The 13502-nt window shown below is 36.1% G+C and carries 14 protein-coding genes; 9 read left to right on the plus strand and 5 right to left on the minus strand.

What is annotated here, in order from left to right:
- Positions 1 to 124, minus strand: a 124-nt coding sequence (locus D5R40_RS43655) for a CAB/ELIP/HLIP family chlorophyll-binding protein (RefSeq protein ID WP_240041554.1), incomplete at its 3' end; no start/stop codon positions are given.
- Between the two features lie 1146 nt (positions 125 to 1270).
- On the opposite strand from D5R40_RS43655, the gene D5R40_RS06420 reads away from it, so the two are divergent.
- The 3 genes from D5R40_RS06420 (at position 1271) to D5R40_RS06430 (ending at position 6833) form a co-directional block, all read left to right on the plus strand.
- Entirely contained in the window at positions 1271 to 1666 is a 396-nt protein-coding gene (locus D5R40_RS06420; RefSeq protein ID WP_124145067.1) for a hypothetical protein, read from the plus strand.
- A 313-nt stretch (positions 1667 to 1979) separates the two neighbouring features.
- Positions 1980 to 5672, plus strand: a complete 3693-nt coding sequence (locus tag D5R40_RS06425; protein WP_124154395.1) for a DUF4912 domain-containing protein — start codon at positions 1980 to 1982, stop codon at positions 5670 to 5672.
- A gap of 372 nt (positions 5673 to 6044) precedes the next feature.
- A complete protein-coding gene (locus tag D5R40_RS06430; RefSeq protein WP_124145070.1) occupies positions 6045 to 6833 on the plus strand; it encodes a nucleoside phosphorylase-I family protein in 789 nt (262 codons plus the stop codon).
- Between the two features lie 229 nt (positions 6834 to 7062).
- On the opposite strand, the gene D5R40_RS06435 is transcribed toward D5R40_RS06430, so the two are convergent.
- Entirely contained in the window at positions 7063 to 7866 is an 804-nt protein-coding gene (locus tag D5R40_RS06435) for a calcium-binding protein (protein WP_124145071.1), read from the minus strand.
- Positions 7867 to 7956: 90 nt separating this feature from the next.
- On the opposite strand from D5R40_RS06435, the gene D5R40_RS06440 reads away from it, so the two are divergent.
- The 6 genes from D5R40_RS06440 (at position 7957) to D5R40_RS34725 (ending at position 11444) form a co-directional block, all read left to right on the plus strand.
- Positions 7957 to 8955: an ABC transporter ATP-binding protein gene (locus D5R40_RS06440; RefSeq protein WP_124145072.1), complete on the plus strand. Its 999-nt coding sequence runs from the start codon at positions 7957 to 7959 to the stop codon at positions 8953 to 8955.
- A 617-nt stretch (positions 8956 to 9572) separates the two neighbouring features.
- The gene (locus D5R40_RS40820; RefSeq protein WP_275670379.1) at positions 9573 to 9698 is read left to right on the plus strand and encodes a hypothetical protein; all 126 of its coding nucleotides are present in this window, start codon (positions 9573 to 9575) and stop codon (positions 9696 to 9698) included.
- Positions 9667 to 10020, plus strand: coding sequence for a DUF1963 domain-containing protein (locus D5R40_RS37480; protein ID WP_205127372.1), 354 nt, complete (start codon positions 9667 to 9669; stop codon positions 10018 to 10020). Before D5R40_RS40820 ends, D5R40_RS37480 begins: the two co-directional genes overlap by 32 nt.
- Positions 10021 to 10026: 6 nt before the next feature.
- A complete protein-coding gene (locus D5R40_RS37485) occupies positions 10027 to 10395 on the plus strand; it encodes a DUF1963 domain-containing protein (protein ID WP_205127375.1) in 369 nt (122 codons plus the stop codon).
- A 41-nt stretch (positions 10396 to 10436) separates the two neighbouring features.
- Positions 10437 to 11225 carry an ABC transporter permease gene (locus D5R40_RS06450; protein WP_124145073.1) on the plus strand — a complete coding sequence of 263 codons (789 nt, stop codon included), beginning with the start codon at positions 10437 to 10439 and terminating at the stop codon, positions 11223 to 11225.
- A 30-nt stretch (positions 11226 to 11255) separates the two neighbouring features.
- Entirely contained in the window at positions 11256 to 11444 is a 189-nt protein-coding gene (locus tag D5R40_RS34725) for a hypothetical protein (protein ID WP_124145074.1), read from the plus strand.
- Positions 11445 to 11985: 541 nt separating this feature from the next.
- Here D5R40_RS34725 and D5R40_RS41885 read toward each other — a convergent pair.
- The 3 genes from D5R40_RS41885 to D5R40_RS06465 form a co-directional block, all read right to left on the minus strand.
- Positions 11986 to 12249, minus strand: a complete 264-nt coding sequence (locus D5R40_RS41885) for a Uma2 family endonuclease (protein ID WP_338043185.1) — start codon at positions 12247 to 12249, stop codon at positions 11986 to 11988.
- The gene (locus D5R40_RS41890; RefSeq protein WP_338043186.1) at positions 12224 to 12451 is read right to left on the minus strand and encodes a hypothetical protein; all 228 of its coding nucleotides are present in this window, start codon (positions 12449 to 12451) and stop codon (positions 12224 to 12226) included. The genes D5R40_RS41885 and D5R40_RS41890 overlap by 26 nt, the downstream gene beginning before the upstream one ends.
- A 614-nt stretch (positions 12452 to 13065) precedes the next feature.
- On the minus strand, positions 13066 to 13500 hold the full coding sequence (locus tag D5R40_RS06465) for a hypothetical protein (RefSeq protein ID WP_124145075.1): 435 nt from the start codon (positions 13498 to 13500) through the stop codon (positions 13066 to 13068).
- Positions 13501 to 13502: the final 2 nt, after the last annotated feature.

The following is a 13502-nucleotide window of genomic DNA, read 5'->3' on the forward strand; positions in this document are numbered from 1 at the left end:
TACCTTGACCTGTGAAGTATTCAGTGGCAATACCAATGACAAAGCCTAACATTGCTAGGCGACCATTCCAAGTTTCTGCAAAGTCGGTGAAGCCTACTTTTTTATCTTGATTTTCCATGACCATTAACCTCGTGTTATTTCAAGCTTATGTAATATAACTTAACGCAAAAATTCAAAGATGACAACATTACTTAATATTTTGATCATTTTCTTTGTGGGTTTAATACCCCACCGTCTACACGGTGTTCAAAATTACTTGGGGGAGCGAATCCCCATGTAATTTTCCTCCTGTCTCCTGTCTCCTGTCTCCTGTCTCCTTCTTCAATTGTCTAGACAATTAAGTAGATGGACTTCTATGTGTAATATCAATTTAATGTGAAACTGCACAGAATAAGATTGCAAGAATAATTGACTGTAGCTTAATGTAGATTAAAGACGGATAAATTAATGAATTTCACAGCCTTATCTCAAATTGCTATTACTCCGATAAAATAATTAAGTATACTGATGAGCGATCGCCGAATCTAGTCTCACATAGTATCTCTACTTATTGTCATGGTCAGTGCCACGCCAAAATATTTTTGCCAATCTATAAATTCATAATTTTAAACATCAATTATAAATAAATTGATCGGAGAAAGGGATCAAAGTAAAAAAATTCTAGTTTACTTTATACCTAAACTAAATATTTGATCTTAGACATTTGGTGCAAACTAAGTGTTTGCCCAGGTATAACAAGGGTTTGAGATTAATTATCACCAGAGGTCTATTGAATAGATATAAAATCATATCAATTAGTAAAAAAAAATCAATAATTTATAGGTGTGTAGTTAGTGGTTTATATATTATTCTGTATTTGATATTCTATATAAACTAGAATTATGAAATATTTATAGCTAATCAATTTTGGCAAATATGACAGGATTTATTGAGGTAAAATCATAGTCAAATCAGAAAAATACTAACAGTTTTTTTGAAAATTTTTAATGTATTTTCAATGTATTGAATAAGTATCAATTAATATTAACTTAATACTATCAGAACTAAATTTGGATCAAAAAAAATTGATAGGACAACAACACCATTAAAGCTACAAATAGGTGTAAACTAACTATTGAGTCCGATCGCAAAGTAATTCTTCGACTAAAGTAGCCATTTTGTCTGTTATGAATTTTTGGACACTTGTATTTATACATATTTTAGAAAATTTATACTAGCAGTGGCCTTAGTTGAGAAGACGAAAAAATTTTAGTAGGAAATAGAAAAAAATATGGAAGGTTGTACAGTTACGGATCTGAAGATTGACAGCAAAAAAAACTGTTATGTCCTTGACGCTGAAGCTATGCGACAGATACAGGAAGAAACAGCAGTTTCGACAAAATTAGAACCAGGGATATATGTAATTAGAATCCGTAGTGGTTTGTTTGGATACCGCAACGATGAAAATAATGTTGGTGAACCCATGGTTATGTTGTGGATTTATGGTGGCAAGTTCATTAATAAAAAAACTAACTTGGAGGTTGAAGCTACTTGGTCAACTTTGAATGGTGATGACGATACATTAACTTTAGAAGTAGTGCAAACAACAAACCTTTGTGCTTTTTTCTTCGATAGTTATATTGATGATAATCAAGGAGAATTGACAATTTCTATAGTTAAAATGTGAATTATTTTTTCTGAACCAAGAGTCATAAATTTCAAAAAGCACTATTGCTTTATTTTAACTTTACATATAAATAATCAATACTATATTGATCAAAATATATGTATTTAGATTGAAAAAAATCTCAGTCAAAAGCTAACTGAGGATGTAATTACAAAAATCATTCATAAGGAACTTAGCCTTCAGTTGGAAAAAAAATTAACTGTAAACTTATTAGTAAAAAACTAATAGCTGATAGGTAAATTATATTCAAGTTGAAGGCTAATTACTAAAGGTTAATTTAACCATATTTTGTCAACCTAAAAGCCAGATAAAAATGTCTTCATCTAGCAAAAAATTATTTCAAATATCAGTAGTATTGCTAACCTTAACTGCTACTCCCAAGCCCTTAGCAGCTACTAATATATCTAATATTATCCTAGCTCAATCCGTCAACTCAAATACTGTCTACTCATTACCTGAATCCCTGCCAAGTGGTACAAAAATCAGATTACATGGCTCTAATAGTATGACAGTCATTAATCGATCACTCAAACAGCGTTACGAAGAAAAATTTCCAGACGCTCAAGTTGAACTAGCAGCAGGTGATACCAGTGAAGTATTAGAAGCACTCCGAAAAGGAGAAACAGATATAGCCGCAATAGGACGTCCATTAACTGCTCAGGAAAAAGAGCAAGGATTAGTTGAAGTTCCTATTGAGCGTGGCAAAATTGCTGTGATAGTTAGTCCTGAAAATCCATTTTCAGAAAATCTCTCATTTGAGCAATTTGCCAAAATACTCCGGGGAGAAATCACAAACTGGTCAGAAATAGGTGGGTCTCAAATCCCAATTCGCTTTCTTGATCGCCCAGAGTTTAGTGATACCAGAGAAGCTCTTAAAAGTTATGAAGTGTTTAAAAAAAGTCCATTTCAGACAGGAAGTAACACTACTCAGATATCTCAGGATGATACAGCAGCAGTCATAAAAGAACTTGGTAAAGATGGAATTAGTTATGCGATCGCCGACCAAGTCATGAATAAGGGAAATGTTCGGGTCATTCAGATGCACAAAACCCTACCAGACGATCCTCGTTACCCATATTCTCAACCCCGTAACTATATTTATAACAAAGATGCTGCTCCTCCAGAAGTTCTAGCATTTATGGGTTTAGTTACTTCTAAAATTGGTCAAGAAGTTGTGGCAGCATTAGCTCAAGAAGGGGAAACAGAATCTACTATTTCTCCTGGAGCAGCAACGACAAACAATTCAGATACTCAAACTGAGACAGCAGCAAACTCACCAGAGGTGGACTCAGGGGAAACAGATGCTGCTATTTCTCCTGGAGTGGTAACGACAAACAATTCAGATACTCAAACTGAGACAGCAGCAAACTCACCAGAGGTAGACTCAGCAGCTCCGGGGGCAGTAGTAACAGCACCCAGTCCAAATACTTCCACAGTCAATGAAGCAAACTCTTCAGAGGCAGTAGATTCATCTAGTCCCGCTCAATCAGATAGTGCACTATTACCAAATGATATCAGCCAGGAAACAGAAACAGAAGGATTCCCCTGGTGGCTCCTTTTTCTGTTAGGAATTCCTTTACTAGGAGCCTTAATTTGGGGACTACAGAGAGGGCGTGGAGGTGATTCAGCAAAAAAAGATATAGAAACTGCCACTCCAGTTGATGGAAATGAAAATAAAGAGATATCAACACCAAAAGTAGGGGTAGATACTACAGATAAAGCAACAACTCCCGCTGATGGAAATCAAACAACTCCAACAGATGGCATACCAATAGCACCAATAGCAGGAGGATTAGGATTAGCAGGGTTATTAGCAGCATGGGCAAATCACTCCAAAAATAGTGAAATTAATCTCACAGCACAGCCAAATCAAAGTGGATTAGCAACTTGGTCAGTTCCACAAGCAGACAAAGATGCAGCTAAATCCCATGGAGGTCAAGAATATCAACTGCGGGTTTATGATGTCACAGATATAGACCTAGATTCACAACCTGCTCCAACTGTGCAGCAGTATGATTGCTCAGAATCAACTACAGACAAGCAAATAGATTCTTTAGTACCAGAGCATGACTACCAGACAGAAATAGGTTATGTAACTGATGATGGTCAGTGGTTAAAGTTAGCTCGTTCTGAGAAAATCAGGATATCAACACCAGAAACTGTTGCTCCAATGGATGGAGGTGACAGTACGGGAATATCAATACCAGAAGTAGGGGTAGATACTACAGATAAAGCAACAACTCCCGCTGATGGAAATCAAACAACTCCAACAGATGGTATCGGAATAGGTCAAATATTAGGAGGATTAGGAGTCGCAGGATTATTAGCAGCATGGGCAAATCGAAAACGGGAACTAAATAGTGAAATAAACCTGACATCTCATCATAATAAAAGTGCATCAGTAACTTGGTCAGTTCCACAAGCAGACAAAGATGCAGCTAAATTATATGGAGGTCAGCAATATCAACTGCGGGTTTATGATGTCACAAATATCGATCTGGACTCACAACCAGCTCACAGTACCAAGTATTATGATTCCGAAGAGTCAAATCAGCAGTGGCAAGTAGGAAATTTACTAGATGATTGCGAATATCAAGCAGAAATAGGTTATGCTACTGATGATGGTCAGTGGCTACCATTGGCTCGTTCTAACCGAGTTCGGATATCAGAATATCCTGTAGATGAAAATATAGATGTAACAAAAGAACCAGAATTATTAGGTAAAACACCAGTAAAATGGGTATTACCTCCCTGTAAAATTACTATTACTCCTGAGAATGAAGAGAATATGATGGTGGTTTGGGAAGTTCCTCAAACTGCGAAAAATGCAATCAAAGAACAGGGGGGAGAACAATACCAGTTGCGAATTTATGATGTTACAGGTATTGACTTGGATACACAGCCAGCATACAATGTACAAGCCTACGATTGTGAGGAATCTACTCAGCAAATGCAAGCACCTGTTTTTGTAAAAGAACGCGAATATCAAGCAGAAATAGGCTATGTCACTGATGATGGTGAGTGGTTAAAATTGGCTCGTTCTAATCGTATCTGGATACCTGTACCTAACTTTACTGTAGACAGTGATGAAGTAAAAAGTACACAATTAGACACAACTCCCACCACAGTAACTATTCCAGAGGAAGCATTGAAATCCAGTTGGATTACTATAGTACCTAATGATAATCAGAGTGCTTGTGTTCATTTAGTAGTTTCTCAAGCTGCTAAAGATGCAGCAAAACAACAAGGTGGAAAGCAATACCAATTGCGGATTTATGATGTTACAGATGTTGATATAGACTCACAAAAAGCTCAAAAGATACAACAATACGATTGTGAGGAGTCTATCCAGAAACAGAAAATACCTATCAATGTTGGTTCTCTTAGTTATGTTGATTATTTAGCAGAGATTGGTTATGTCACTGATAATTTGCAGTGGCTAAGGATTGTTTGTTCTGACCCACTGCGAATACCTGTTTTGACTCGAACTGATGATATTGAGGCAGTAGGAACAGTTCTTCCTGGCGAAACAGCTATTGATACAGATGTAATATCTCAAGTATCAGAAAGTGAAGAAGAAACAGCGATCGCAGCAAGCAATATTACTCCTGGTGACTGTGAGATTCAGCATCTTGTTGTCCATAGTCATAACAATTGCTATTCACTAAATGATGCACAAATCAAGGGACTGCAAGAAACGGCCGTCTCTAAAACCCTTGAACCAGGTATTTATGTTGCACGGATTAAAAGTGGTACATTTGGTTACGGTTCTAATATTTGTCCCTCTGGTGAACCATTTGTTTTACTTTGGATTTTTGGTGGAAAAGTCAAGAATAAAAAGACGAATATTCCGGTTGGGCAAACCTGGTCTACTTTGAATGGGTATCACGAAACACTAACGTTAGAGGTTTTGGAGACCACTACTTTGTATGTCTTTTTTGTTGATACTTATCCTGATGACAATAACGGAGAGCTTACTGTTTCTGTAGCTAAGTTATATTCCTAAGTAATAGGGTGGGTAAATCTCGCAATATTTATCCATCTACAATTATCTTATTAGGACTTACGCAGATACGCTATATATACTGTTCAAAACTATTGTCCAATAGTTAATTTACCCTATAAATAGTGCCTTTGCGTAAGTCCTGATTATATTAGATCATGTCCGGATGATCGCTAACAGCGGTTTTCATTTTGGTAGACCACAGTAGGAGCGAATGACCATAGGACTTACGCATGAACGCTATTGGTAGGGTGTGTTAGCGATAGCGTAACGCACAAAACCCTAAATCTATATGTCAGTGCGTAAGTCCTGGACCATTTGCTAACGTAGAAGCTCTTTGCTTTGCTCCGCGACCTGAAAAGTTAATGTACTCCCATGAAATTCACCATATCCGAAAACGTAATTATCAAGAAACCTCTCCCAGCAGCAGGTATTGTTTGCTCCAATCCTCAGCGCGCTCAACGTCTAGTCAACCGTTATTTTCCTTCAGCTCAATTACATACCGACAGTTGGGGCATAGTTATCTACACAGGTAGTTACCAGGGGCACTATATGTTTGTTGCCAGTGTACCAATGGGTGCTGGTGGATCTGGCTTTGCTTTTCTGGAAATGTATGCTGCTGAAGCTAATTATATTGTTCGCTACGGGTCTAACGATCGATATGTAACTCCAGACAATCTTAGAGACATTAATATCATTGACGAAGCTAATAACCTTTATGGGTTGATGCGCGATTCGGGTCTTTCTGCTTCACAATTGGGTCAGAGTCTTTTTGCTTCTCCCTTACTGGTAGACAGTCTTCGGCATCAGGCAGAATCACTGTTTTACCCAGTACAGTTAATGATTTGCCATCATGTTGAAGATTATCATGCTTATAATTACCCTGAGCTAATCGGAGAAAGGACTGATAATGTTAAAAGTCTGATTAATATCTTAGAAAGCAGTACCCAGAAAAATAGTGCCTGGGATATGGAAACTGCTGCTTTGTTTTGGCGAGCGACACAGTTTAAGAAACACGCAGTAACAGTTCTACAGTCCTTAATTAAGCATCGGGGAGAAATGACACCCTATGAAGGAGAGTATGGACGTATAGCAACAGAAATGGAACAAGTTTTTGGTCAGTTAATTTTAGATAGCTTAGTGGCCGTTTCTGTGGGTGTTTAAGGCTGACAGAGACTTTAATGCTGCTGTCAACCTAGAAAACTATGTGCGTCTTCCTTGACATGCTCCCGACGCCCGTGCTTGAGCGACAACGCGGGATTCTTCAACCCGCAAAGGAGTTGCAGTTTATACAGAGGTGATGTCCTCCCCCTGTGTTCTTATATTATAACATGGTCGCTTTCCTATACGACGTTCCCTTGCACTAGAACGCGGGACTTCTCGCTATTTTTTGTTAAAAATTAACACTAATAAACTGTGACTCTGGCAACGCTGCTATTTCTGTCGAAGTTGTGTTCAACACATATCCTAAAAGCTGATTTGTACCACTCATTTTAATCGCAGTACCCTCTAAAACACCATCATTATTTGGATCTAAATCCTGTACTGAAATATCTGCTTTGGTTAACAGTTCAAGTTCATCACTGACAAATGGTAAAATCAAATTTGTATTAATCCCAAACTCCTCAAAACTATTAAAATCTTCAAATATCAAATCAGATTTTGTCATCCCTCCTGTTAATCCAATAATATCTTCAGAAGAGTTAAAATCAGTAATAATTGCATTAGGCAATTCAACACTACTGGGAATTCCTGGAAGTAAAGAAATAACATTACTTAAATCTTGTGTTATTCCTGCTAACTCTGTTCTGAAAACATATACATCACTTCCCAAACCACCTTTATAAATATCAACACCAGCATCACCAATCAGAGTATCATTACCATCTCCACCATTTAATAGATCGGTACCTTTACCTCCATATAATATGTCATCACCAAGGCCACCGTTGAGAAAATCTGTGTCCTTGTTGCCATACAAAATATCATTACCACCCTCTCCAAATAACTCATCTTTCCCTTCACCACCAAAAATTAAGTCGTTGGCAGATGAACCAGTAATGATATCATCACCACTGAGAGCTAATACTCCCCCAGGAAAAGAAGTAGCTTGCTCTACTGTGAGAATCTCATTATCATCACCGTTTGTTCCCAATAAACGAGGAGAAGAGTCTGAAAAATCTGGAATAAGTACCATAACTTAGTATGCCTCCTAAAATATGCTAAATTTCTTGCTGTTCTATTTATGGCCAATGTTGCCTGTAACTCAAATTAATATTCAAAAGTTATGTCTATTATACTCGCTAAAAATCTGAGCAAAATCTACCCAGTAGCCATCAAAGAACCAGGAATTAAGGGAACATTAATTCATTTTATACGTCGCACCTACCAATATGTTAAGGCAGTTGAAGATATTACATTTGAAATAGACCCGGGGGAAGTAGTGGGATTTCTCGGACCCAACGGTGCTGGCAAAACTACTACTCTGAAAATGCTCACAGGTTTAATTCATCCGTCTAACGGTATAGTTAAAGTCGGAGATTATGTCCCCTTTGAACGCAAGAGAAAATTTTTAGAGCAAATTACCTTAGTCATGGGGCAAAAACAACAGTTAATCTGGGATTTACCAGTGTTAGACTCTCTAAAAATTAATGCTGCTGTTTATGGTCTTTCTGACAAAGAATATTACAGACGGTTGATGGAATTAACAGAGATGTTGTCCCTGGAGGGAAAGTTGAAGCAACCAGTCAGAAAATTATCTTTGGGGGAGCGGATGAAGGCAGAGTTGATGGCGGCGTTATTACATCAACCGAAAGTTTTGTTTTTGGATGAACCAACTTTAGGTTTAGATATAAATGCACAAGTGGCAGTGCGGGAGTTTTTGCAAGAATATAATCAACGTTATCAGGCAACTGTGTTATTGACGAGTCATTATATGGCTGATATTACGGCTTTATGTAAGCGCGTGTTATTGATATATCAAGGTCAGTTAATTTATGATGGCAGTTTAGATGGTTTGCTTGATCGTTTTGCTCCTTATCGAGAGGTACAAATAGAATTACTTAATCCTGTGCCTACGGATGTAGATAATTTTGAGCAACATTTATCTAATTATGGGGAGGTGGAAATGCTGGAAGGTCAGTCAGTACATTTATTGGTACGCCGGGAAAATTTAACGGCAACTGTAGCTCAGATTTTGGCAGAATTAGAAGTGCAAGATTTAACGGTGACTGACCCACCTATTGAGGAGGTCATTGGTAGAGTTTTTCGTGCAGGAAAAGTTTAATTTAAGTCAAAAGTCAAAAGTCAAAAGTTTGAAAGGTTTCAATTTTTTAAATTAATTACTAAATATCAATTAGTATTTTCTTGGTTTAGCTTGTGAGGCGATCGCTAAACTACTAATTGATCAGCTAATGTAATAAATAATCTGAATCCTTACATTTTTTAAATTAATTAGGGTTTTCTGAAAAAGTCTTTTAGTAGGAGGAGACAGGAGACAGGAGACAGGAGAAATGGGAATTAAGAGGAGGTAGAAGTAAGAATTGTCAATTTGGGATTTTTCTGCCCAACTCTTACGTATGGTGCTTTCAAGGTGATTCTGCGTAAGTCCTGTTACTTATTAATTAGGGTTTGCGTATGGAAAGTATTTTGGTAGGGGTAGGAGACAGGAGACAGGAGAAATGGAAATTATAGAGGAGGTAGTCGTAAAAATTGTCCCAAGATTTTTCTGCCATAATCATCCCAAAATACTAGCTTTATGCAGCTGTTTAGACCGAAACAGGCGCACTTTTTTAGACAAAAAAAAGCTGAAACCCATATCTGTCAGTGCTTTGATATTTAATCAGCAAGCCCTAATTACTATCCTCCAAATAGTTTATTTAATTTTTTCTACAAATAAATATTATGACTAATATTCCGCTAGAAATTCAACCCTATAAACGTGAAGCTTGGAAACCAATAACTATCGATGGAGATGGTGCTTTAACTGCTTCTAAATTTGCTGGTAAACCAAGGTTTACCAAAAGATGAACAATGGCCGAAATGTCCTCATTGCCAAAATCCTCTACAATTCTTTCTTCAGCTAAACCTTAATACCTTACCAGAAGCATTAAAAAATGAATTTGGCAGTGGTATTTTACAGATGTTTTATTGCACTAATGAAGAACTACTTTGTGATTGCGATAATGAAGGATGGGAACCATTTTCCGACATTCATTTAATTAGAATTTTTCAGCCAGAAACAGAAGCACAAGATGTAAAAATTCCTGAAAATCAAAAAGTTTTTCCTCCTAAATTAATCGTCGATTGGCAACAACTAGAAGATTATCCTAACTATGCTGAAGCAGCATAATTTGGTATAGAATTAGATGATGAATTATATGAAGATAATTTCTTAACTGAAGAGGATAGTTTCCCAATTGAAGGAGATAAATTATCCGGCTGGCCTTTCTGGATTCAGGGAATAGAATATCCTAATTGTCCGATTTGTGGTGAAAGAATGAGATTAGTTTTTCAGGTTGATTCTGACGATAATTTATCTTTTATGTTTGGGGATTCTGGTTGTGGTCATATTACTCAGTGCCAACATCATAAAAATCAAGTAGCATTTGCTTGGACTTGTTTATTATATAGCACTCAGCAGTTACTTTTTTGGTTTTTAAGTTATTATTTTACCTTACTCATCTACCGCCTTTTGATAATATTATTTTTCTTGAAATACACTTAATCAAAGCTCCTGTTTAAATTAATAGTAAATAATTAAAAACAATGAAAAAAATTATCAAAATTGCTAAAGTTTTTCTATCTACTTACTACGCCTATATGTTAGAATATAGAGCTGAACTATTCTTATGGGTATTGTCATCTTCTTTGCCTTTTATTATGATGGGAGTCTGGATAAAAGCTTCAGTAGCAGGAGAATTTGCATTAGATAAATCACAGTTTTCTCATTATTTCTTAGCTGTATTTATTGCCCGTGCAATCACACCTGTTTGGGTGATTTGGGATTTTGAAAAAGAAGTAGTTCAGGGGAAATTATCTCCTAAATTATTACAACCGATAGATCCTGTTTGGCATCATTTCTTTGGTCATATTGGAGAAAGGCTTGCTAGAGGACCTTTTATTTTAGGTTTAATATTATTATTGTTGATTCTATATCCCCGGATATTTTGGTTGCCAAGTTTGGGTGATTTTTTGTTATTTTTAATTGTAGCAGTAATGGCATTTGCATTACGATTTTTAATTCAATATACAATGGCTTTGTTTGCCTTTTGGATAGAAAGAGCTAGCGCGCTTGAGCAGCTTTGGTTTTTACCTAATATGTTTTTATCGGGAATAACTGCTCCATTAGAAGTGTTTCCAGAATCAGTATATCAAATAGCATTATGGACTCCGTTTCCTTATATAATTTATTTTCCTGCTTCTATTTTAGTAGGGTTGCCTGTGGATATTGGACGCGGGTTATTGATGATGTTTGCTTGGGGTGCGATATTTTTGGGATTAAATCGTTGGTTGTGGCGAAAGGGGTTAAAGCAATATTCGGGGATGGGTGCTTAATAATTAATAATTAGGGTTTGCTGAAAAAGTATGAGTGGTAGGGGTAGGAGACAGGAGACAGGAGACAGGAGACAGGAGAAATTGGAATTTATAGGAGGTAGGAGCGGGCGTTTTGTAAGAATGATTTTTCTGCCCAACTATGCGCCTAAAATACGCTCCATGCATGAGCATAAAGAGGTGAAAAATTTGCACTGCAATTCGACTCCAAAAATTCTTTAGTCTTTATATGTCAATGCTTTTAGATTTAATCAGCAAGCCCTAATTAATAATTAGTTATTAATTATTAGGGTTTGCTGAAAAAGTCTTTTAGTAGGGGTAGGAGACAGGAGACAGGAGACAGGAGACAGGAGGAACGGGGAATTATAGAGGAGATAGTAGGAAGAATAGTCCCTTAATTTTTCTGCCCAACTCTTGAGCAAAATCCGCTCCTAATTGAACCATTACCACCTAAAACCTCGCACTTTTTGATACTTAAAAAGGCTAAAACTTTTATCTGTAAAGACTTTTATATTTAATCAGCAAGCCCTAATTAATAATTAATAATTAATCATTACCTCTCCTTGAAAAGAAGATGATTGACGCTTATAGCGGTTTTCATTAACATAGAATACAACTATTTCTGTAGCTTATTAAACTTTAGGTATATCTATAATTTTTACTGTAGTCAACATGAGTGAAAACCGCTATAAGGAAAATGTTTTCTTCTCTTGGTTTTAACCAGAGGTAATTATCCATTATCAATTAATGAATCCTTCCTTCTTCAACCATCAAAAACTGTAGAAACTTTCAAATTAAGCCTTCTAAATCCAGGAGATAATACTAAATCATTACCAGAAAAACTACCTACTTCTGTATAACTTGTGCCGATTAATTTTAATATTAAAATAGTTTTAGTTTCAGGGTCAACAATCCAATATTCAGGAATACCACAATCTTGATATTGAATTCTCTTCGCAATATAGTTTCTTTCTCTTTGTATCTCTCCAGGATTAACGACTTCAACAACTAACAAAGGAGGATACATAGAAAGGCGAATTATTCTGCTTTAATAATTTTTGAATATGTTCTTCTCCGATGATAGTCAAATCGGGATAGCGGTTTTTCGGCTCTCCTCTAACCTCTAATTCTAATCCTTGACTCCGTACTCGACGATGACCTAAAAGTAAGGCAAATCTCAGCAACAAGAAAGTAGCAATTTCAACATTTAAACGTGATTCTGGAGGCATTTAAATTAATTCACAATTAAATAATTCACAGAGTTTTTCTGAATTTTTACTGTATGATAAATATTCTTCAAAACTTTGAAATTTATGTTTAACTTGTACCATCAGATTCACTTCTGTTGTCAAGATTGTGTGTATGCGAGGAATCAGGAAAAAAAATAGGAAAATATATATTTTGTCGCTTGATTCAGATAAATAAGTTTATCTAAAATAGTAAGTAATAGAAAATCCGGAGGGAGATTTTTTATCAGCAAGAAGCTATGTTTTTTGATATAGCAGTTGAAGTAAAGGGCGCAGACATCTCAAAAACTTAAAACTAAAACAACACCAGATTTTTCCTTCTTCCTTCTTTCTTCTGATATAACTGATTATGCAAATATAATATTATTGACCGAAAATTTTTAGTCCCAAGCCTCCCCTTTTAAGGGGATAAAAAAAGATAATATTCCATATTTCAAGCCTCCTTATTGCAGAGGTACTGTTAACGCAGTTCCTCCGTTAGGAGGCTAACTGATAACTGAAATGACCTACACCAATTTTTAACTTGATGAGATACATATTTTTAGAGCTTCATTGAACAAATAAATAAAATACTATAGGAATTAATTACATTATTTTTAATCTTCCTCAATATACTCTGCTATACTTGGTAAATTTGCAACTCTAGTAGTAAGTAACTGAGGACCAGCAACAATAATTTTTATTGCATCTTGCTCTACAAGCTCAAACAGATATTCTTCTAAACTAGGTCTTTCTATTACTTCTTGAATATCTAATTCTACTTCTTTTTCTTTAGCTTTACGCTTTACCCGCTTCAAAACATCACTAGCTAGAGCGCGATAACCCTCTAACATAGAGTCTTGAAGTTTATGCAAAGGATTAGACCCTAACCAACCAGTCTGACCCAGTTCACCAATAACATCATTAATAGAGTTATTATTAATAAAAAACACAACTCTCAATTTAGCTTGATTTTGTTGAGCTTCTGAGATTCCTTTCCACATTGCTTTATCGTAAGCATAGGGATTTGCAACCACCAACCAAATATTCATAT

Source organism: Okeania hirsuta (assembly GCF_003838195.1).
Lineage (GTDB): Bacteria > Cyanobacteriota > Cyanobacteriia > Cyanobacteriales > Microcoleaceae > Okeania > Okeania hirsuta.